Source organism: Starkeya nomas (assembly GCF_902703545.1).
GTDB lineage: Bacteria > Pseudomonadota > Alphaproteobacteria > Rhizobiales > Xanthobacteraceae > Ancylobacter > Ancylobacter moscoviensis.
On sequence record NZ_CACSAS010000001.1, the window covers coordinates 2,923,092 to 2,942,599 of the forward strand.

23 protein-coding genes are annotated in these 19,508 nt (G+C 67.7%); 4 read left to right on the top strand and 19 right to left on the bottom strand.

Features of this window, described 5'->3' with window-relative positions:
• Positions 1-13 precede the first annotated feature (13 nt).
• Both phbB and STARVERO_RS13990 read right to left on the bottom strand, forming a co-directional pair.
• Entirely contained in the window at positions 14-739 is a 726-nt protein-coding gene (gene phbB, locus STARVERO_RS13985; protein WP_144344359.1) for an acetoacetyl-CoA reductase, read from the bottom strand.
• A 138-nt stretch (positions 740-877) separates the two neighbouring features.
• A complete protein-coding gene (locus STARVERO_RS13990) occupies positions 878-2,056 on the bottom strand; it encodes an acetyl-CoA C-acetyltransferase (protein ID WP_144344358.1) in 1,179 nt (392 codons plus the stop codon).
• 253 nt (positions 2,057-2,309) lie between these two features.
• Between STARVERO_RS13990 and phaR the strand changes: the two genes are divergently transcribed.
• The gene (gene phaR / locus STARVERO_RS13995) at positions 2,310-2,879 is read left to right on the top strand and encodes a polyhydroxyalkanoate synthesis repressor PhaR (RefSeq protein WP_144344357.1); all 570 of its coding nucleotides are present in this window, start codon (positions 2,310-2,312) and stop codon (positions 2,877-2,879) included.
• Positions 2,880-2,942: 63 nt separating this feature from the next.
• Here phaR and STARVERO_RS14000 read toward each other — a convergent pair whose 3' ends face one another.
• From STARVERO_RS14000 to STARVERO_RS14015, 4 genes are all read right to left on the bottom strand, one after another.
• Positions 2,943-4,673: an EAL domain-containing protein gene (locus STARVERO_RS14000; protein WP_159599527.1), complete on the bottom strand. Its 1,731-nt coding sequence runs from the start codon at positions 4,671-4,673 to the stop codon at positions 2,943-2,945.
• Positions 4,674-4,801: 128 nt separating this feature from the next.
• Positions 4,802-6,019 carry an alpha/beta hydrolase gene (locus STARVERO_RS14005; RefSeq protein WP_244616767.1) on the bottom strand — a complete coding sequence of 406 codons (1,218 nt, stop codon included), beginning with the start codon at positions 6,017-6,019 and terminating at the stop codon, positions 4,802-4,804.
• Positions 6,020-6,309: 290 nt separating this feature from the next.
• Positions 6,310-6,495: a 50S ribosomal protein L32 gene (gene rpmF / locus STARVERO_RS14010; protein WP_144344354.1), complete on the bottom strand. Its 186-nt coding sequence runs from the start codon at positions 6,493-6,495 to the stop codon at positions 6,310-6,312.
• 158 nt (positions 6,496-6,653) lie between these two features.
• On the bottom strand, positions 6,654-7,322 hold the full coding sequence (locus STARVERO_RS14015; protein ID WP_159599531.1) for a transglycosylase domain-containing protein: 669 nt from the start codon (positions 7,320-7,322) through the stop codon (positions 6,654-6,656).
• A gap of 172 nt (positions 7,323-7,494) precedes the next feature.
• Here STARVERO_RS14015 and STARVERO_RS14020 point away from each other — a divergent pair, with 172 nt between their 5' ends.
• Both STARVERO_RS14020 and STARVERO_RS14025 read left to right on the top strand, forming a co-directional pair.
• Positions 7,495-8,427, top strand: a complete 933-nt coding sequence (locus STARVERO_RS14020) for a polyprenyl synthetase family protein (protein WP_144344352.1) — start codon at positions 7,495-7,497, stop codon at positions 8,425-8,427.
• Positions 8,428-8,526: 99 nt separating this feature from the next.
• On the top strand, positions 8,527-8,802 hold the full coding sequence (locus tag STARVERO_RS14025) for a hypothetical protein (protein ID WP_144344351.1): 276 nt from the start codon (positions 8,527-8,529) through the stop codon (positions 8,800-8,802).
• Positions 8,803-9,036: 234 nt separating this feature from the next.
• Here the strand turns inward: STARVERO_RS14025 and leuB are convergent, their stop codons facing one another.
• The 10 genes from leuB to leuC form a co-directional block, all read right to left on the bottom strand.
• A complete protein-coding gene (gene leuB, locus STARVERO_RS14030; RefSeq protein ID WP_144344350.1) occupies positions 9,037-10,146 on the bottom strand; it encodes a 3-isopropylmalate dehydrogenase in 1,110 nt (369 codons plus the stop codon).
• 218 nt (positions 10,147-10,364) lie between these two features.
• Entirely contained in the window at positions 10,365-11,936 is a 1,572-nt protein-coding gene (locus STARVERO_RS14035) for a GMC family oxidoreductase (RefSeq protein WP_144344349.1), read from the bottom strand.
• Between the two features lie 15 nt (positions 11,937-11,951).
• The gene (locus STARVERO_RS14040) at positions 11,952-12,488 is read right to left on the bottom strand and encodes a Twin-arginine translocation pathway signal (protein WP_159599533.1); all 537 of its coding nucleotides are present in this window, start codon (positions 12,486-12,488) and stop codon (positions 11,952-11,954) included.
• A gap of 57 nt (positions 12,489-12,545) precedes the next feature.
• Positions 12,546-12,941 (bottom strand): VOC family protein, encoded by a 396-nt coding sequence (locus STARVERO_RS14045; RefSeq protein WP_144344347.1) that lies wholly within the window; start codon positions 12,939-12,941, stop codon positions 12,546-12,548.
• Positions 12,942-13,277: 336 nt separating this feature from the next.
• A complete protein-coding gene (locus STARVERO_RS14050) occupies positions 13,278-13,619 on the bottom strand; it encodes a ribbon-helix-helix domain-containing protein (RefSeq protein WP_144344345.1) in 342 nt (113 codons plus the stop codon).
• Positions 13,620-13,709: 90 nt separating this feature from the next.
• Complete coding sequence (locus tag STARVERO_RS14055; protein ID WP_144344344.1) at positions 13,710-14,096, bottom strand: RidA family protein; 387 nt, start codon at positions 14,094-14,096, stop codon at positions 13,710-13,712.
• The gene (leuD, locus tag STARVERO_RS14060; protein ID WP_144344343.1) at positions 14,093-14,698 is read right to left on the bottom strand and encodes a 3-isopropylmalate dehydratase small subunit; all 606 of its coding nucleotides are present in this window, start codon (positions 14,696-14,698) and stop codon (positions 14,093-14,095) included. Before leuD ends, STARVERO_RS14055 begins: the two co-directional genes overlap by 4 nt.
• Before the next feature lie 66 nt (positions 14,699-14,764).
• Positions 14,765-15,184 carry a metallopeptidase family protein gene (locus tag STARVERO_RS14065; RefSeq protein WP_159599535.1) on the bottom strand — a complete coding sequence of 140 codons (420 nt, stop codon included), beginning with the start codon at positions 15,182-15,184 and terminating at the stop codon, positions 14,765-14,767.
• Between the two features lie 4 nt (positions 15,185-15,188).
• Complete coding sequence (locus STARVERO_RS14070) at positions 15,189-15,329, bottom strand: hypothetical protein (RefSeq protein WP_159599537.1); 141 nt, start codon at positions 15,327-15,329, stop codon at positions 15,189-15,191.
• A 70-nt stretch (positions 15,330-15,399) separates the two neighbouring features.
• Positions 15,400-16,821, bottom strand: coding sequence for a 3-isopropylmalate dehydratase large subunit (leuC, locus tag STARVERO_RS14075; protein WP_144344341.1), 1,422 nt, complete (start codon positions 16,819-16,821; stop codon positions 15,400-15,402).
• A gap of 499 nt (positions 16,822-17,320) precedes the next feature.
• On the opposite strand from leuC, the gene STARVERO_RS14085 reads away from it, so the two are divergent.
• Positions 17,321-17,566, top strand: coding sequence for a hypothetical protein (locus STARVERO_RS14085; RefSeq protein WP_144344339.1), 246 nt, complete (start codon positions 17,321-17,323; stop codon positions 17,564-17,566).
• 93 nt (positions 17,567-17,659) lie between these two features.
• Here the strand turns inward: STARVERO_RS14085 and rplS are convergent, their stop codons facing one another.
• The 3 genes from rplS to rimM form a co-directional block, all read right to left on the bottom strand.
• Positions 17,660-18,067, bottom strand: coding sequence for a 50S ribosomal protein L19 (rplS, locus tag STARVERO_RS14090; protein WP_144344338.1), 408 nt, complete (start codon positions 18,065-18,067; stop codon positions 17,660-17,662).
• 94 nt (positions 18,068-18,161) lie between these two features.
• Positions 18,162-18,878 carry a tRNA (guanosine(37)-N1)-methyltransferase TrmD gene (trmD, locus tag STARVERO_RS14095; RefSeq protein ID WP_159599539.1) on the bottom strand — a complete coding sequence of 239 codons (717 nt, stop codon included), beginning with the start codon at positions 18,876-18,878 and terminating at the stop codon, positions 18,162-18,164.
• Between the two features lie 11 nt (positions 18,879-18,889).
• Positions 18,890-19,444 (bottom strand): ribosome maturation factor RimM, encoded by a 555-nt coding sequence (gene rimM, locus STARVERO_RS14100; protein WP_159599541.1) that lies wholly within the window; start codon positions 19,442-19,444, stop codon positions 18,890-18,892.
• Positions 19,445-19,508 lie beyond the last annotated feature (64 nt).

Sequence of the window (19,508 nt, forward strand, 5' to 3'; positions counted from 1 at the left end):
CCCGCGCGAGGGCTCAGGTCATGTACTGCCCGCCATTGGCGGTCAGGGTGGAGCCGGTGATGAAGCCGGCATCATCCGCCGCGAGGAAGACGACGCAGCGCGCGATCTCCTCCGGCTCGCCCAGACGACCGGCCGGAATCTGCGGCAGCACGTGCTTGTCCAGCACCTCCTGCGGCATCGCCCGCACCATCTCGGTGCCGATATAGCCGGGGCAGATCGCGTTCACGGTGATGCCCTTGCGGGCGTTCTCCTGCGCCAGCGCCTTGGTGAAGCCGATCTCGCCGGCCTTGGCGGCCGAATAGTTCGTCTGCCCCATCTGCCCCTTCTGGCCGTTGATCGACGAGATCGTCACGATGCGCCCGAAATTGCGCTCGCGCATGCCCTCGATCACGTTGCGGCACATGTTGAACACCGAGTTCAGATTGGTGTTGATCACCGCGTACCACTGCTCGGGCGACATCTTGTGCAGCATGCCGTCGCGGGTGATGCCGGCATTGTTCACCAGCACGTCCACCGGGCCGAGCTTGGCCGTCACCTCGGCGATGCCGGCGCGGCAGGCTTCGAAATCGGAAACGTCCCATTTGAAGGCGGAAATGCCGGTTTCCTTGGTGAAGGCGGCGGCCGCCTCGTCATTGCCGGCGTAAGTGGCGGCGACCTGATAGCCGGCGGCCTTCAGTGCCTTGCTGACGGCGGCGCCGATTCCGCGCGTGCCGCCCGTGACCAATGCGACGCGTCCCATGTAACTCCCCCTCCCTGCGTCCCTTCCCTAAGGGCGTGTCGACGGCTTGTACGTCGCTCTTTTTGGCAACGGCAAGGCGGGAAATCCGCCTTGCTTCATAATGTTGTCACAGGCCGCGGGGGCTGTGACTGACACGCATCAATCGCGCGCCAGACACATGGCGATGCCCATGCCGCCGCCGATGCACAGGGTGGCGAGCGCCTTCCTGGCGTTCCGCTTTTCCATCTCGTAGAGCAGCGTGGTGAGGATGCGCGCGCCGGAGGCCCCGATCGGGTGGCCGATGGCGATGGCGCCGCCGTTCACATTGACCTTCGAGGTGTCCCAGCCAAGATCCTTGTTCACCGCGCACGCCTGCGCCGCGAAGGCTTCGTTGGCCTCGATCAGGTCGAGGTCGCCGACGCTCCAGCCCGCCTTCTCCAGCGCGCGGCGCGAGGCCGGGATCGGGCCGGAGCCCATGATCGCCGGATCGACGCCCGCCTGCGCCCAGGAGACGATGCGCGCCAACGGCTTCCTGCCCGCGCTCGCCGCTTTGGCGGCGGTCATCAGCACCACGGCGGCGGCGCCGTCGTTGATGCCGGAGGCGTTGCCCGCCGTCACCGTCCCGTCCTTGGAGAAGGCGGGGCGCAGCTTGGTCATGGAATCGATGGTCGCGCCATGGCGGGGATATTCGTCGTCCGCCACCACGATGTCGCCCTTGCGGGTGGAGATGGTGACGGGCACGATCTCGTCCTTGAAGCGGCCGGCCTTCTGCGCCGCTTCGGCTTTGTTCTGCGAGCCGACGGCGAACTCGTCCTGCTGCTCACGGGTGATCTGCCACTGGCGGGCGACGTTCTCGGCGGTCGTGCCCATGTGATAGCCGTTGAAGGCATCCCACAGGCCGTCCTTGATCATGGTGTCGACCATTTCGAGGCTGCCCATCTTGGTGCCGTTGCGCAGATGCGCGCAGTGCGGCGCCTGGCTCATCGACTCCTGGCCGCCGGCGACGACGATCTCGCTGTCGCCGTTGAGAATCGCCTGATAGCCGAGGGCGACCGCCCGCAGGCCCGAGCCGCAGAGCTGGTTCACGCCCCAGGCGGGGCTTTCGACCGGAATGCCGGCCGCCACCGAGGCCTGCCGCGCCGGGTTCTGCCCCGCGCCGGCGGTGAGTATCTGACCCAGGATGGTCTCGCTCACCTCGTCCGGCGCGACGCCGGCGCGCTCCAGCGCCGCGGTAATCGCAACCTTTCCGAGTTCATGCGCCGGCAGCGAGGAAAGCGCGCCGTTGAACGCGCCGACGGCCGTGCGCGCGGCGCCGACGATGACGATCTCGTCCTTCATGAATGACGTCCTCCGGTACCTTCCAGATGCGGCGCGACCCGAGCCGATGTCCGCGCCTTGTTCTTAGTGTGCTACCATCGTGGGTGGGTCATGTGATCCATGTCAATGGCATGCCGTTTTCCCGACGCTCGCAGGCAGGCTCGGCGGAGGGGCGCATTCCGTCCCATCCTTAAATCGACATAATGCCAGTAGCCGACCGACTGGAAACGTCCTAGAGTTTTCAATAGGAAACGATCAAGGCGACCGGATCACAATGGCAAAATCCAACGAACCCGTCACCATCAAGAAGTACGCAAACCGCCGTCTCTACAATACCGGCACAAGCACCTATGTGACGCTCGAAGACCTCGCGCAGATGGTCAAGAACGGAGAAGATTTCGTCGTTTACGACGCGAAATCCTCCGAAGACATCACTCATTCCGTGTTGACGCAGATCATCTTCGAGCAGGAGGGCAAGGGTCAGAACCTCCTGCCCATCAATTTCCTGCGCCAGATCATCCGCTTCTACGGTGACAGCATGCAGATGCTGGTTCCGCGCTACCTCGACATGTCGATCGAGAACTTCAGCAAGGAACAGAACAACCTGCGCGAGCAGTTCTCCAAGGCTTTCGGCGTCGGCGGCTTCGGCATGATGGAAGAGCAGGTGCGCCGGAACATGGAAATGTTCGACCGCGCCTTCAAGGTGTTCCTGCCGAACGCGCGCAACGACGAAGCCCAGCCGGCGCCGGCCACCAAGGCGGACGATTTCGACGAGCTGCGCCGGCAGGTAGCGGAGATGCAGAAGCGCCTCGACCGTCTCGGCGAAGGCGACAAGAAGGACTGACCGCCACGGTCCGTCCCATCGGCTGCGTGGCCCCGGTCGCAGCCGACCGGAGCCGGGGGCGCGTCAGGAGCCGGGCGTGCCGTCCGGTACGGCGGGGTCGTCGGTCGGCAGGCCGATGAGCTGGCCCTGCAGATAGGTGCAGCCCCAGTCGACGAGCTGGCGCCCGGTCTCCTCGTCCAGCACCCATTCCGCCACCGTCTCGATGCCGAGCTGGCCGGCGAGGTCCAGCAGCACCCGCACGAAGCTCCGGTCGTCCTCGGACTGCATCATCGTGCAGATGAAGCTGCCGTCGATCTTGAGCATGTCGACATGCAGGTTCCGGAGATTGCGGAACGAGGTATAGCCGACGCCGAAATCGTCCATCGCCACCTTGCAGCCATGGGCGCGCAGCCAGGCGACCCGCGCCCGCATGGCCTCGATATCGGGGATGGACGCGCTCTCGGTGATCTCGACGATCAGCCGCGCACCGAGCCCGGCGAGGGCCCCTTCCTCCAGAATCTGGACCCAGGCCGCGTCATGGATCGAGCCGGGCGAGACGTTCACCGAGAGCCGCAGCTCCGGATCGGCCTGCAACGCGGCCAGCGCGAGCGCCAGCGCGCGGCAATCGACCAGCCGGGTCAGTCCGAACCGGTCCGCCGTCGGGATGACGGTTCCGCCGTCGAAGACCCGCCCGTCACGCCCGGTGATGCGCACCAGGCATTCGTGAAAGGCGATCTCGCGCGTCACGCCATGGGCAATCGGCTGGAAAGCCAGCGACACCCGGTCATGGCTGAGCGCGCCGACGATCTCGTCGGCGAAACGCACATTGGCGAGCCGCTCGGCGGCACGGTCGAACGAGGGCGAATAGAGTTCAAGGGAGCCCTGCGCCACGCTGCGCGCCCGCTGCAGCGTATCCTGCGCATGGGAGAAGATCTCCGGCACGCTGCGCCCCTGGCGCGGGGCGATCAGCCCGCCGGCGGAAACGCTCGCCGCGACCGCCCCCGCGCTGGTGCGCGGCGAAGCGAGGTTCACCGCCGCGACGAAGCGGCGGGCGGAGGCGAGGAAGTCCTCGCCCGGCCGGGCATGGAGCACGAGGCCGAACTTGCTGCCGGAGAAGCGGGCGATCTCCTCGCCCTCCGCGAGCTGGGCACGCAGGCGCAGCCAGATGACGTCGATCACCTCGTCGGCGACGAGGAAGCCATAGGCATCGTTGAGATCGCCCAGATGGTCGACGCCGACCAGCATGAAACCGAACTCGCCGCCCTCGCGATAGGCCTGCGCGAGCCTCTCCTCGATCAGTCCGGCCAGCCTCTGGCGATCGGTCCGCGGCTCGATGCTGCCCGTGGCCAGCCGGCCCGGACATCCGGCCGACAAGCGGCGCACGAATCCCTCCACCCGCCGGACCCGGCCCGCGGGATCGAAATAGACCACACCACGGTCCTCGACCCACAGGCACCTCCGGTCGCTGCCCGACGGCGAGGCAAGGCAGTAAACGGTCTGAAAGAAGCGCGCGCCTTCCTCGTTCCCCGGAAACGCATCGGTATCCGCGCTCGTCTCCTTGGCGGCGAGAGCGGCCTCGAGACGCGACAGGCCCGAGCCGGGTTCGATCAGCCGCGCATAGTCCGCGCCCCGGCGGGCGAGCGGCAGGCGCTCGCGGCCGAGCACGGCCTCCGAGGCGGCGCTCCAGCGCACGAGGTCGTCATCCGGTGTCCAGCGATAAGCTGCGGCGCCAAAGGTGCGAGCGACGCCGGCGACCGCTTCGGGCGGAAGCTCGGTTTCGGGATCAAAATCATCGCTCCCCTCATGCCCGGGCATGAGAGGCCTTCGGCGGAATATTGCAGCAACGCAGCATGATCGTCACGCTTATGGGCTAAGGACCCACTTAATCGTTAAGGGCCACGCAAATCCACAAGCGAACCAAAGCGCTATCGGCATAAGCGCGCTTATTGCGCAGCCGCGGCGTCCGCTCGAACGAGTTGCGTCGCCGCATCAGCAGTCCCGGCCGGTTCGGCGCCCTCACCCGCCGGTCCGGATGCGGCGGCTTCCGCGGTCCCCGGCGCTGCCCCGTCGCGCCGCGAAGACGCGACAGCGGTCGGCGCGCTGCCGCGCCCGATGGGGAACAGCCTGTCGAGACCGAAGAAATGAACTCCGGCGACCTCGACGGCAGCGTTGGCCGTGCCCTTGCCCCGCGCATGGGCGATCATGCCGTTCAGCTCCGGCGCCAACTCGGCAAGCTGGGCGAACTTGCTGTGGTTCATTTCGTCGGGCGACTTCACGTCGCTCATATCGACAACGACCGCGCCGAGCTCCACCAGTTCCTTGTCGTTGGTGTAGGCGCCGAGCCGCGGCTTGTCACCGGCGATGAAGTCGGAGAAGGCCAGCGCCTTGTCGTCCCGCGACACCACGATCAGGAACGGCTTCTCGGGCTTGCCGAAGCGCTTGAGCTGGGTCTTGAACACGTCGACGTCGATGTCGGGCGCCGCGAGGATGATGTTGCCGATCTTGCTGGACGGCAGGCGCTTGCCGGAAATCTGGATCTGCCGCAGCGCCTCCACCGTCACCCAGTTCCCCATCGAGTGGGCGAGAATGGTCACCTGGTCCGCGCCGCTGTCGAAGACGAGGCGGATGGTGTCCTCCAGCCGGTCGCGGGCCGCGGTGGCGCTGTTGTTGTCGTAGACGTAGTCGCTGAGATTGCCGCGCGAGGCCCAGGTGAACAGGACCGGGACGGCGGGCGACTTCGAGTCCTCCGCCAGCTGCGTCAGGCGGTACAGCGCCTCGGAATAAAGCGTGTTGTAGCCGTGCACGAAGATCACGGCCTGCCGCTTGCCGGCCGGACGCCGGGCCAGCTCGGCCTTCAGATCGTGGGTGAATTCCTGCTTCGTGTCGCGATAGACCGCCTCGCGCACCACCATATCCGTCGCCGGGTTGGGCTGCGCCTTCGGCCACTCGACCATGCCCGCCTTGTGCGTCGGCGGCACCGTCATCTCGACCCGCGCGAAGTTCAGCGCCGAGGTCCGCTCGCCGCTGAAGAAGACGCCGGGGCGCTCGTCGCGGGCCCGCGAGGAGGCCACGAGGATGACGTGCTTCGTCGTGTCGGGCGCCTCGTCCTGCACGGCGGCCAGCGCATCCGGCCCCGGACGCGAGGCGCAACCGGCGAGCACCGGACCCGCCAAAACCGCCAGAAAGAGCCATGTCGTGGCCCGGCGCACTCGACCGTTCGCGTTACGCAACACCACGGATCCCCAGTCTCACACGCGAGAGATGTAGCATCATTCCCGCGCACTGATAAGCGGCCGGAGCGCTGCCGGCACCTCGCTCCACCCGATACCGTCGTTACGGTTACCGGCACATGACAGCCCGCCGGCGGAAGCGGCGCGCAGACGCAAAAAAGCCGGCCCGTGGGCCGGCTCCTGCAGGCGGCGGAGTGCTTCCGCCGCGCATCGGGGCCTGATCAGGCCTCGGCCTTCACCTTGAGAACCTGACGGCCCTTGTACATGCCAGTCTTCAGGTCGAGGTGGTGCGGGCGGCGCAGCTCGCCGGAATCCTTGTCCTCGACATAGGTCGGCTTGGCGAGGGCATCGGCGGAACGGCGCATGCCGCGGCGCGACGGGCTGGTTTTCTTCTTCGGAACGGCCATAGTCTTCTCCTGTACCGGCATGGCTCACGCCCAGTCGGAGGGGCCGGCGCCGGATCGTGCGTATTTCGAGTGGCGGCTTATACAGACTCATGCGCGCGAGCGAAAGGGGCTGACGCAATTCTGTTGCGTAACGTGCTGACGCGCCCCGCTGCCCGGTTTCAGAGGCAGGAGGTCAGCTCGGCCCCCTCGCGCGGCAGCCGGGCCTGCAGGTTGCTGGCGAGCCGGTTCAGCCCGCGCCCCGGCTTGGCGGCATCGCGCTTGTGCGGATTGGGCAGCATCACCGCGAGCAGCGCCGCCTGCCTCGGCGACAGGTCGCCCGCCCCGCGCCCGAAGGCCCGGCGCGCGCCGGCCTCCACGCCGAACTCCCCGGTCGGCCCCCACTCGGCGATGTTGAGATAGATCTCCAGCTGCCGGTGCTTCGGCATCACCGCGTTGAGATAGAGCGCCAGCGGCAGCTCCAGCCCCTTGCGGATGACGCTGCGCCCGTTCCACAGGAACAGGTTCTTCACGATCTGCATGGTGATGGTCGAGGCGCCGCGCGGCGCGCTCAGGCCGTCCGATTCGTCGATCACCCCCTGCAGCTCGACGAGGTCGATGCCGGAATGGGTGCAGAAGCGCGCATCCTCCGAGGCCAGCACCGAGCGCACGAGATTCGGCGAGATGGCGGTCAGCGGCACCCAGTTGCGCACCACCGGCTGGTTGCTCGCCCAGCGCGCCAGCATCAGCGTCGAAGGCGCCGGAATGACGTTATAGAGAAGGCCGAGCGCGAACGGCGCCAGCACCACGATCAGCGCCGCCTTCCACAGCCAGCCCCACACTATGCCCATTCCGACGACAACCCGCGCTCCCCCGACCCGGCTACATTAGCGGGCGGTGCGGCGCGGGTCGACCGAGCGGCATGCGGTCGCCCATCTGCGGGCTTCCCCTCGCTTGACCCCGCCCGCCGCCTCGGGCACGGAAGCCTCGTCATCTTCCCACGCTCCGCGCCAGGTCCGTGCCATGCCCGCCGCCGACGCCCGCCCCCTCCTCCCGCTGCCCGACGCCCTCGCCCGCACCGCGGAGGCCGTCGCCGCCTATATCGATGGAGCGATCGCGGCCAGCGGAGCGCCGGGCGAGCGCCTTGCCGCGGCCATGCGCCACGCCACCCTCGCCGGCGGCAAGCGGCTGCGTCCCTTCCTCGTCGTCGAGACCGCTGCCCTCTTCGGCGTGCCGGCGAACCGGGCGATGCCGGCGGCGGCGGCGCTCGAATGCATCCACTGCTATTCGCTCGTGCATGACGACCTGCCGGCCATGGACGACGACGACCTGCGGCGCGGCCAGCCGACCGTCCACCGCGCCTATGACGAGGCCACCGCGATCCTTGCCGGCGACGGGCTGCTCACGCTCGCCTTCGAGATTCTCGCCCGCGAGGAGGCCGGCCCCGATGCCGGCGTGCGCATCGCCCTCGTCGCCAGCCTCGCGCGCGCCGCCGGCGTGGCGGGCATGATCGGCGGCCAGATGCTGGACCTCGCCGCCGAGGGCCGCTTCGGCGGCGGCGCTCCGCTGGACCTGCCGGCTGATGAGATCATCCGCCTGCAGGCGATGAAGACCGGCGCCCTGCTGCGCCAGGCCTGCGAGGCCGGCGCCCTGCTCGGCGGGGCGACGCCGGACGAGCGCGAGAGCCTCGACCGCTACGCCCGCGCCGTCGGGCGTGCCTTCCAGATCGCCGACGACCTGCTCGACGTCGAGGGCGAGGCCGGCACCGTCGGCAAGGCCGTCGGCAAGGATGCCGCCGCCGGCAAGGCGACATTGGTCGGCAAGCTCGGGGTGGAAGGCGCCCGTGCAGAGCTCGCGTGTCTCGTAGCCGAGGCCGAATCGGCGCTCGAGAGGTTCGGCAAGGCTGCAACACTCCTTGTGGAAGCAGCGCATTTCGTCGCCGAACGGCGGAATTAGGACTTTCCTCATCTCGACGGCACGATAAGTTGCGCGCATGCTTATCGTGACGTAATCGTCTGCACCGTCGTGCGACGTGATCGTCGCTGGGAGGTTTAGATGCGTGTCGCCCTGTTCGCCCTCGCCGCGCTGATCGCCGGTACTGCCATGATCGCCACGGCTCCGGCCGAAGCGCAGGAGAGCACCCGCATCATCATCCGCAAGCTGCCGCCGCGTTCGTTCCTGGATCCCGGTCCGGTGGTGAAGCCCGGCACCGCGCGCGACCTGAACTACATCTACGCCGCGCAGCCCTTCTATCCGCAGTATGGCGGTCAGGGTGGCATCACCGGCTCGCGCTGGCCGCTGCCGAGCCGCTTCGAGCTGCCGGGCTACTGATTCTCCGGCTCAGCGTCGCACCGCATGAAAAAGCCCGGCTCGCGCCGGGCTTTTGTTTTTGGCCGAAGCTCCCGCTCCAAGCTTGTTCAGAAAGCGCCGTCATCCTGAGGTGCTCGCGCAGCGAGCCACGAAGCATGGTCGCTACGGCACGCCAGGACGGGCATCCTTCGAGGCCCGGCAACGCCGGGCACCTCGGGATAACATCCATCGCAGGGGGATTGGCAGGCCGCCCGCTCAGGCCGCCCGCTCCAGCTCCGCGAGCAGGGCGTCGCCCATGCCGGAGGTGCCGACGCGCGTCATGCCCTCCGAGTAGATGTCGTTGGTGCGGAAGCCCGCCGCCAGCACCGCCGCGATCGCCGCCTCGACGCGATCGGCCGCCTCGATCTGGCCGAAGGAATAGCGCAGCGCCATGGCGAGCGAGCCGACCATGGCGATCGGGTTGGCGAGGCCCTTGCCGGCAATGTCCGGCGCCGCGCCATGCACCGGCTCGTAGAGCGCGCGGCGCTTGCCGGAAATCTCCTCCACCGCGCCGAGCGAGGCGGAGGGCAGCATGCCCAGCGAGCCGGTGAGCATGGCGGCCACGTCCGACAGGATGTCGCCGAACAGATTGTCGGTGACGATGACGTCGAACTGCTTGGGCGCGCGCACCAGCTGCATGCCGCAGGAATCGGCGAGCTGGTGCTCCAGCGTCACGTCCGCGTAGTCAGCGCCGTGGACGGTGCTCACGACCTCCTTCCACAGCACGCCGGTCTTCATGACGTTGTGCTTCTCGGTGGAGACCACCTTGTTACGGCGGGTGCGGGCGAGTTCGAAGGCGACACGGGCGATGCGCTCGATCTCGTAGGATTCATAGACCTGCGTGTCGACGGCGCGCTTCTGCCCGTCGAGCAGATTGGTGATGGTCTTCGGCTCGCCGAAATAGACGCCGCCGGTCAGCTCGCGCACGATCAGCACGTCGAGCCCCTCGACCAGCTCACGCTTCAGGCTGGAGGCGTCGGCGAGCGCCGGATAGCACACGGCGGGGCGCAGATTGGCGAAGAGCTGCAGGTCCTTGCGCAGGCGCAGCAGGCCGGCTTCCGGGCGCGCCTCATAGGGCACGTTGGCCCATTTCGGGCCGCCCACCGCGCCGAGCAGGATGGCGTCGGCGGCGAACGCCTTGGCCATCGCCTCCTCGGAGATCGGCTGGCCGCAGGAATCATAGGCCGCGCCGCCGACGAGGTCCTCCTCGATGGCGAAGGAAGCGAGGCCGCGCCGGTCGAGCCAATCGACCACCCGCTTCACCTCGGCCATCACTTCGGTGCCGATGCCGTCGCCGGGAAGGAGGAGAAGCTTGTGGGTGGCCATGGGATTCCTCGCGTGCGCCTGTTCGAAAAGCGTCTTTGCCGAGCCTCCGGCCCGGCGAGCGTGTCCCTAAAGGCTGGCGCGCGGGCTGGCAAGCCTTCAGGCGGCGCCGGGCCCGGGAGAGCCGGCGGCAAAGAAAAGCCGCCGGCACGCGAGGCCGGCGGCGGGAGGGAGCGGCAGGGCGCTTCTCTCTCCCCACGGGGAGAAAGCCGGAAGGACCGTCAGATCGTCCCCTTGCCCATCTCGGCGGCGATGAACTCCGCCTGACGGATGGCCAGCGCCACGATGGTCAGCGTCGGGTTCTCCGCGCCGCCGCTGGTGAACTGGCTGCCGTCGGAGACGAACAGGTTGGGAATGTCGTGCGTCTGCCCATGCTTGTTCACCACGCCGTCGCGCGGCTTCTCGCTCATCCGGTTGGTGCCGAGATTGTGCGTGGAGGGATAGGGCGGCGTCGGCAGGGTCCGCGTCGCGCCCACCGCCTCGTAGATCGCCGCGCCCTGCGCATAGGCGTGGTTGCGCATGGCGACGTCGTTGGGGTGATCGTCGAAATGCACGTTGGCCACCGGCATGCCGTGCTTGTCCTTGACCTCGGTGTTGAGGGTGACGCGGTTGGTCTCCTGCGCCATGTCCTCGCCCACCAGCCACATGCCGGCCATGTTGACGTAGCCGTCCATCGCCGAGGTGAAGGAGCGTCCCCAGCCGCCGGGATCGAGGAAGGCGGCCATGAAGGGCACGCCGAGCGACAGCGTCTCCATCTCATAGCCGCCGACGAAGCCGCGCTTGGTGTCGAAGCCCGCCTCGTCGCGGACGATGCCGGCCATGGTGGTGCCGCGATACATGTGCACCGGCTTCTCGAACACGCCGTACACCGAGCCGGTCATGTGGCGCATGTAGTTGCGGCCCACCTGGCCGGAGGAGTTGGCGAGGCCGTCCGGGAACATGTTGCTGGCGGAGTTCAGCAGGAGGCGCGGGCTCTCGATGGAGTTGCCGGCGACCGCGACGATGCGCGCCTTCTGGCGCTGCATCTTGCCGTCCTTGTCGACATAGACGACGCCGCTCGCCTTGCCGGAGGCGTCATGCTCGATCTTGACCACCATGCATTGCGGCCGCACCTCGAGATTGCCGGTCTCCTCGCCGCGCGGGATCTCGGCGATCAGCGTCGACCATTTGGCGCCGGACTTGCAGCCCTGGAAACAGAAGCCGATCTGCTGGCAGGAGCCACGGTCGTTGCGCGCCTCGCTGTTGATCGCCATGCGCCCGGTCGAGACCTCCTTGTAGCCGATCTTCTTGGCCCCGGCTTCGAACACCTTGAAGTTGTTGTTGCCCGGCAACCCCGGAATGCCGTTGGTCCGGGTCACGCCCATGCGGTCCTCGGCGCGGGCGTAATAGGGCTCCAGCTCCTTCAGGGTGATCGGCCAGTCCAGCAGGTTGGCGCCGTCGAGGTCGCCATAGGTGGTGCGGGTCTTGAACTCGTGCTCCTGGAAGCGCAGCGAGGCGCCGGCCCAGTGCACGGAGGAGCCGCCGACCGACTTGACGATCCAGGCCGGCAGGTTGGGAAAGTTCTTGTGCACGCGCCAGGAACCCGACGTCGTGCGCATGTCGGTCCAGGCGAGCTGGGCGAAGCTTTCCCACTCGTTGTTGACGAAGTCTTCCATGTTGTGGCGCGCGCCGGCTTCCAGCATCACCACCTTCACGCCCTTGAGCGCGAGGTCCGTGCCGAGCGTGCCGCCGCCGGCGCCCGAGCCGACGATGACGACGACGGAATCGTCATTGAGATCGAAGGGTGCAGCCATGTTTCCGTCCTCCCCTCACAGCCAGGCGATGTCGTCGAAGCCGCGGTCGATGTAACCGCCCTTGTCGGCCGAGGAGCCCTCGTAGCCGAAGATCGGCCAGACATCCTCCTGGTTGTAGAGGCCCACCACCAGGCCCGAGCGCACCTTCTCGAAGAAGGCCCCGCCCTCGATCTCGCGCAGCAGCGCGACGCGCTGGTCCTCCCAGCCGACATCGGCGTAGGGCACGCCGTAGCGGGCCTTGGCGAGCGTATCGAGGGTGATGACCCCCTCCTCCACCAGCGCCTTCAGCGCCGGGTCCTTCGCCGCATCGGCCTCGTAGGGCTTCATGGCGACGGCGTAGAAGCGGTCGGGGATGCGGTCGTGTGGGTAGACGTCGCGCGCCATGACGATCAGCGTGCGCATGGTCTCGGGCTTGAGGGCCGAGACTTCCAGCCCCCATGCCTCGCGCGGGTTGAGCACGGCGGCGCCGCTCACCATGAGTGCGCCGGCCGCTCCAATGCCGGCGAGCAGGGCGCGGCGTGACGGACCGCGCCTGTCGATCAGTGTTGTCATCGTTACCTCCCGGGGTATTTTTATGTTGTTTTTAAGTCTACGCGCCTGCTGGTCACGTCATCGATAGCGCCCGTGCTTCTGCAGGACCTCGATCTTGTAGCCGTCAGGATCGGTTACGAAGAAGAACTTCGCGAGCAGCGCGCCGTCGTGGAAGAATTCCTTGACGGGATTCGGATTGAGGCCCGCATCGGTGAAGCGCGCATGCTCCGCGTCGAGATCGTCCACCACGAAGGCGATGTGCCCGTAGCCGTCGCCCAGCGCATAGGGCTCGGTCCGGCCGTGATTGACGGTGAGTTCGACCTCGAAATCGGCCTCGGGGTTGCGCAGATAGACCAGCGTGAAGCCGTCGAACGGCAGCCGCTGCGCAACGTCCAGCCCGAAGGCGCGCTTGTAGAAATCAACCGAGCGCGCCTCGTCGAGCACGCGGATCATCGAATGTATGGCCTTCGCCACCTGTTCCTCCGGCCTTGAACCTCGTCATGGCGGGAATCCCGCCGATAACGAGGATGCTAGGCCGCTTGGCGAACGGTAGGTGGTAGGCAGCTAGCACATCACCCGGATGTGCTTTAGGTCCCGGCGGAAGCGCGGGAACGGGCGCGCCTCGACCGCCCCTCTCGTCGAGCCGATCTTTATCCGGCCGTCTCTGCTTGCCCCGCCGTCATCCCCGGGCCCGGCCCCGGGAATCCATGTCTTGAACCGCACGTCCCCAAACGTGGATGGCCGGGACAAGCCCGGCCATGACGCACTCAATTCGGCACCCCGGAGGAGCCAAGGCAAGGCGTGCGCAGCCTACTCCGCCGCTTCCAGATGCAGGCGGGAGCTCTCGCACAGATAGCGCTCGCGGGCGACCGCAGGCGCCGTGCCGGCCGGGCGGACCTCGGCGAGGTAGATCAGGCAGGAGCAGCGCAGCAGCGAGGCGAAGTTGCGCACCTCGCCATGCAGGTTGAGCACCTCGTCGTGCAGCTTGGTGACGAACTTGCCCAGGCTCATGCCCTGATGGGCAGCGACCTCCTCGAGAACGGTCCAGAAGGCGGCTTCCAGGCGGATCGAGGTCGAATGGCCGCCGATCCGCACCGAGCGCGTCTGGCTCTCATAGGTCTCGGGCGCCTGGCCCGCGAAGATGTGGCACATGAGGAGCGTCTCCCGGCATATTCTCGTTTTGAACGATTCCATCCCGGGAACGGGACGCTGTAAAGCGCAAAATGCGCGGCGCGGCGGCCGCTAGCCCCGGCGGCGGGCCGTCACCTCGATCTCGATCTTCATCTCCGGCTGCAGCAGGCCGGCGACGATCAGCGTCGCGGCCGGCCGCGCGGCGGCGAAGTAGCGGCCGAAGATCGGGAACACCACCTCGGCATATTCGGCGCGGGCCACGATGTAGCGCACCCGCACCACGTCATCGAGGCTGGCATCGGCCTGCGCCAGCGCGGCGGAGATGTTGCGGAAGCAGGCATGGGTCTGCTCGACCAGATCGTCGGGCAGCACCATGGCCTCGTAGTCGTAGCCGGTGGTGCCGGAAACGAAGATGTCGTTGCCGTCGACCACCGCGCGCGAATAGCCGGCCTCCGCCTCGAAATCGGAGCCGGAGGAAATCCGTCGGCGCCCGCTCATGCCCAGGGGCGTTCTTCGGCGAGCTTCGATTCGAAGGACTTGATCGCGTCCGCCTTCTCCTGGGTGAGACCGATGTCGTCCAGCCCGTTGAGCAGGCAGTGCTTGCGGAACGGGTCGATCTCGAAGCTGATGCTGCCGCCGTCCGGGCCGGTGATGGTCTGGCTCTCCAGATCGACGGTGAGCCTCGCATTGGCGCCGCGCTCGGCGTCGTCGAACAGCGCGGCGAGCTGTTCCGGCGTCACCTTGATCGGCAGGATGCCGTTCTTGAAGCAGTTATTGTAGAAGATGTCGGCGAAGGACGTGGAGATCACGCAGCGAATGCCGAAGTCGAGCAGCGCCCAGGGCGCGTGCTCGCGGCTCGATCCGCAGCCGAAATTGTCGCCCGCGACGAGGATCGGGGCGCCCTTGTAGGCCGGCTTGTTGAGCACGAAGTCGGGATTGTCCGAGCCGTCCTCCTTGTAGCGCAGCTCCGAGAACAGGCCCTTGCCGAGGCCGGTGCGCTTGATCGTCTTCAGATACTGCTTGGGAATGATCATGTCGGTGTCGACATTGACCAGGTGCAGCGGCGCGGCGACGCCCGTCAGCGTGGTGAACTTGTCCATCTCTTCCATCCATCTCCAGGACGCCGCCAGCGCCCGAAACCTTCATATCCCGCAGCGGGAACCCGCCTAGCCCGCTTCTTCCTCGATCCGCTCCATGTCCTCGTCGGACAGGCCGAAATGATGCCCGATCTCGTGCACCAGCACGTGGGTCACGATATCGCCCAGCGTGTCCTCGTGCTCCGCCCAGTAGTCGAGGATCGGGCGGCGGTAGAGAAAGATCATGTTCGGCAGCACGCCGGTCACGGTCTCGTAGCCCTGCGCCAACCCGATGCCCTGGAACAGGCCGAGCAGGTCGAACGGGCTCTCCGTCTCCATCTCCTCCTGCACCTCGTCGGTGGGGAAATCCTCGACCCGGATGACGAGGTTGCCGCACAGGGCGCGGAATTCCTCCGGCAGCCGGGCATAGGCCTCCTCCGCCATCACCTCCATCTGCGCGAGGCTGGGGGCGCTCCGCCGGAGCCAGGACGCATCGGTTTCGCCGCTCATCGCCTCACCTGAGATAGGTCGCGAACAGGTACCAGACGAGCACCAGCGCCACCGCAACGGCAAGCCCGCGCCCGATGCGCCGGCCCCAGACCTCCATCGGGTCGTCCTCCGGCGGGTCGGTGAAGGGGGAATGCGGCGAGGGCACGGGGATCACCTCCGGTGGCTGCGCCGGACGCCAGCCCGCCGGAGGGGCCGGCGCGCCGGTCGTCAGCGCCTCATGCCGCGTGCGGCCACTTGCGCACGTCGACGAAGCGACCGGCGATGGCCGCCGCCGCCGCCATGGCGGGGGAGACGAGATGCGTGCGGCCCTTGTAGCCCTGCCGCCCCTCGAAGTTGCGGTTCGAGGTGGAGGCGCAGCGCTCCTCCGGACCGAGCTTGTCGGCGTTCATGGCGAGGCACATGGAGCAGCCCGGCTCGCGCCAGTCGAAGCCGGCGGCCTTGAAGATCGCGTCCAGCCCCTCGGCCTCGGCCTGCAGCTTCACCAGCCCGGAACCCGGCACGATCATGCCGGACACGCCCTCGCGGACCGTGTGGCCGGCGACGATCTTCGCCGCCGCGCGCAGGTCCTCGATGCGGGCATTGGTGCAGGAGCCGATGAACACCTTGTCGATGGCGATGTCGGTGATCCTCGTGCCGGCGACGAGGCCCATATAGGCGAGCGCCCGCTTCTTGGCCTCGCGCTTGGCCTCGTCCTCGATCAGCTCGGGATCGGGCACCAGCCCCTCGACCGAGATCACGTCCTCCGGGCTCGTGCCCCAGGAGACGATCGGCGGCAGCGAGGCGCCGTCGAGGCGGATCTCCTTGTCGAAGAACGCGCCCTCGTCTGTGCGCAGCGTGTCCCAGTAGCGCAGCGCCGCGTCCCATGCCGCGCCCTTCGGCGCGCGCGGGCGGTCCTTCACATAGGCGAAGGTGGTCTCGTCCGGCGCCACCATGCCGGCGCGCGCGCCGCCCTCGATGGACATGTTGCAGACCGTCATGCGGCCTTCCATCGTCAGGTTGCGAAACACCTCGCCGGCATATTCGATGACGTAGCCAGTGCCCCCGGCGGTGCCGGTGGCGCCGATGATGGCGAGCGTCACGTCCTTGGCGGTCACGCCTTCGGGCAGCTTCCCGTCGACGCTGACGCGCATGTTCTTGCTCTTCTTCTGGATCAGCGTCTGGGTGGCGAGCACGTGCTCCACCTCCGAGGTGCCGATACCGTGGGCGAGCGCGCCGAAGGCGCCGTGCGTCGAGGTGTGGCTGTCGCCGCACACGATGGTCGTGCCCGGCAGGGTGAAGCCCTGCTCCGGGCCGATGACGTGGACGATGCCCTGCCGCTTGTCGAGCTCGTTGAAGTACTCGATGCCGAAGTCGCGGGCGTTCTCGGCCAGCGTCTCCACCTGCGTGCGGCTCTCGGGGTCGTCGATGCCGAAGCGGCGGTCGGAGGTCGGCACGTTGTGGTCGACCACGGCGAGCGTCTTCGTCGGCGCATGCACCTTGCGGCCGGCCACGCGCAGGCCCTCGAAGGCCTGCGGGCTCGTCACCTCATGCACCAGATGGCGGTCGATGTAGAGCAGGCAGGTGCCGTCCTCCTGCCGGTCGATGATGTGGTCGTCGAAAATCTTGTCGTACAGGGTACGGGGAGCGGACGTGCTCATTCTGGCGTCTCACTGATCAGGAAAGGAAAACAGGGGTTCGCGATGCGCGGCCGGGAGCGGGGAGGCTCCGGGCGGCGCTCAGCTAAGCCCTGCGACCGCGCAGGCGGTGAAACGGCCGAAGAAGCGCGCCGGCAGGCGGACATGGTCCGGCACGGCGGCGAAGCCGATCGTCGTCGGCAGGCGCACGCGGGCCTCCGGACGCGCGACATCAGGCGCGACAGGTGCTGCCGCGCCACGACGAACCGTCCTCATGGTTCCCGCCTTCATCATGGAACCCTTCTAGCAAGTCTCGGCCCGGCGAACAATCGCCCGCGGCCACCGCGTCCCGGCACCCGCCGCACGAGCGCGTGAGCCATCACGTCGCGCCCTCGCTGGAATAATGTATTACAAAGTAATATCTGACCCACCAACTGCGACAATTCACGTTTTCCGCTGCGTCATCTTGCTATGGCGTAATGGAAAACGCTGCGTTAGGCTACACGCGCAAATGGAGCGATCGATGCGCGTGACCGACATTGCCCTGATCGTCGCCGGCCTCGGCTGGCTGGCCGTGGTGGAGGCGGGCAATCGCGTCGAGGTGACGCCGCACGAGACGGCCGCTCCGGTCCAGCACGCCCAGCTCATCACCTGTCCGCTGCGCAAGCCCGACTTCGCCACGGTGATGCAGGCCGCCATGCTCGGCGACGGCACGCTGCTGGTCGAGCAGCAGACCAACACCCGCGTGCACCACATCAAGGATTGCTGACGCCGGGCGCGGCTCATCCGCGAAAAGGCATTCCCAAAAGCAGAAAGGCCGGGGAGAACCCCGGCCTTGCATCCGTGAAGCCTGCGCTGCCGATCACTCAGCGGCGACGGGGGCGTCCTTCTTGCCCTTGCCGGCGTTCTTGTCCTGGCGCTCGGCGATACGGGCCGACTTGCCGCGACGGTCGCGCAGGTAATAGAGCTTGGCGCGGCGCACCTTGCCGCGACGGACAACCTTCAGGCTGTCGATGTTCGGCGAGTAGAGCGGGAACACGCGCTCGACACCTTCGCCGTAGGAAATCTTGCGAACGGTGAAGCTCTCGTTGATGCCGCCGCCGTTGCGGGCGATCACCACGCCTTCATAGGCCTGAACGCGGGAGCGCTCGCCTTCCTTCACCTTCACGTTGACGATGACGGTATCGCCCGGCTGGAAATCGGGGATCGCGCGGATTTCGGCGAGCTTGGCAGCCTGCTCGGCATCGAGCTCTTTAATGATATCGACCATGTTATCACCTCAGGCGGAGCGGCCAGCGCCGTCCGCATCTTGCTGTTGTCAGTTCAAGTGACGGCGCGCCGTATACGCGAAGTCGCGCCGCTTGTCATTCCCCCTTCGTCGCAGAACCGTCATGCAGGCCGACATAGGCGGCCCAGAGGTCCGGCCGGCGGGCCTTCGTGGCCGCCTCCGCCTGCTCGCGGCGCCAGCGCGCTACCTTGGCGTGGTCGCCGCCGGTGAGGACGGCCGGGATCTCCCGTCCCTCGAACTCCTGCGGGCGGGTATATTGCGGATACTCCAGCAACCCGGCGGAAAAGCTCTCCTCGGTGCCGGATTCGGGATGCCCCATCACGCCCGGCAGCAGCCGCACGCAGGCGTCGAGCAGCACCAGCGCGCCGATCTCGCCGCCGGAGAGCACGACGTCGCCGACCGAGACCTCCTCCAGCCCGCGCGCCGCCACCAGCCGGTCGTCCACGCCCTCGAAGCGCCCGCAGACGATGAGCACTCCCTCGCCCGCCGCCAGCTCGCGCACGCGCTTCTGCGTCAGCGGCGCACCGCGCGGGGTCATCAGGAGGCGCGGGCGGGTGTCGCCTTCCGGCGCCGCCGCATCGATGGCGCGGGCCAGCACGTCGACGCGCATCACCATGCCCGGCCCGCCGCCCGCCGGCGTGTCGTCGACCGAGCGATGCCGGTCGGTTGCGTGGTCGCGGGGATCGACGGTCTCGACGTTCCACGCCTGCCCCAGCGCCCGGCCGGCGAGCGACAGGCCGAGCGGACCGGGGAACATGTCCGGGAAGATGGTGAGAACGGAGGCGCGCCACATGAGCCGCGCTCCTAGCCCCGGTCGGCTTCCGGCGGCGGGGCTTCCTCGCGCGCCCATTCCGCCGGATCGACCACGATACGCCCGCCCTTGATGTCGACGGTCGGCACCACCGCTCTGGTGAAGGGCAGCATCAGCGTCTTTGCGCCCCCTTTGCCGCCGTCCTCGGGCGCCACCTCGATGATGTCCCCGGCGCCGAAATCATGCACCGCCACGACCGTGCCGAAGGCCGCGCCCTCGGTGGTCACGGCGGCAAGGCCGATCAGGTCGGCGTGGTAGAAATCGTCCTCGTCCTCCGGCTCGGGCAGGAGGTCGCGGGTGACATAAAGGCCAGTATTCGTCAGCGCCTCGGCCGCCTCGCGCGTGTCGACGCCCTCGATCCGGGCGACGAAATGGTCCTTCGCCGGCCGCAGCGTCTTCACCTTGAACACGCGCTTGCCCGTCTCGTCGGTCAGCGGCTTGTAGCGTTTGAGCGAGTCGGGATCGTCGGCGAAGACGAACAGCCGCACGTCCCCCCTCACGCCATGCGGCGCGCCGATGCGGGCGAGGAGGATGCGGTCGTTCGACATTCAGTTCTCACAGAGAGAGAGGGGGCGGTGCGCCTCAAAGCGCGTGTCGCCCCCGGATCCCGGA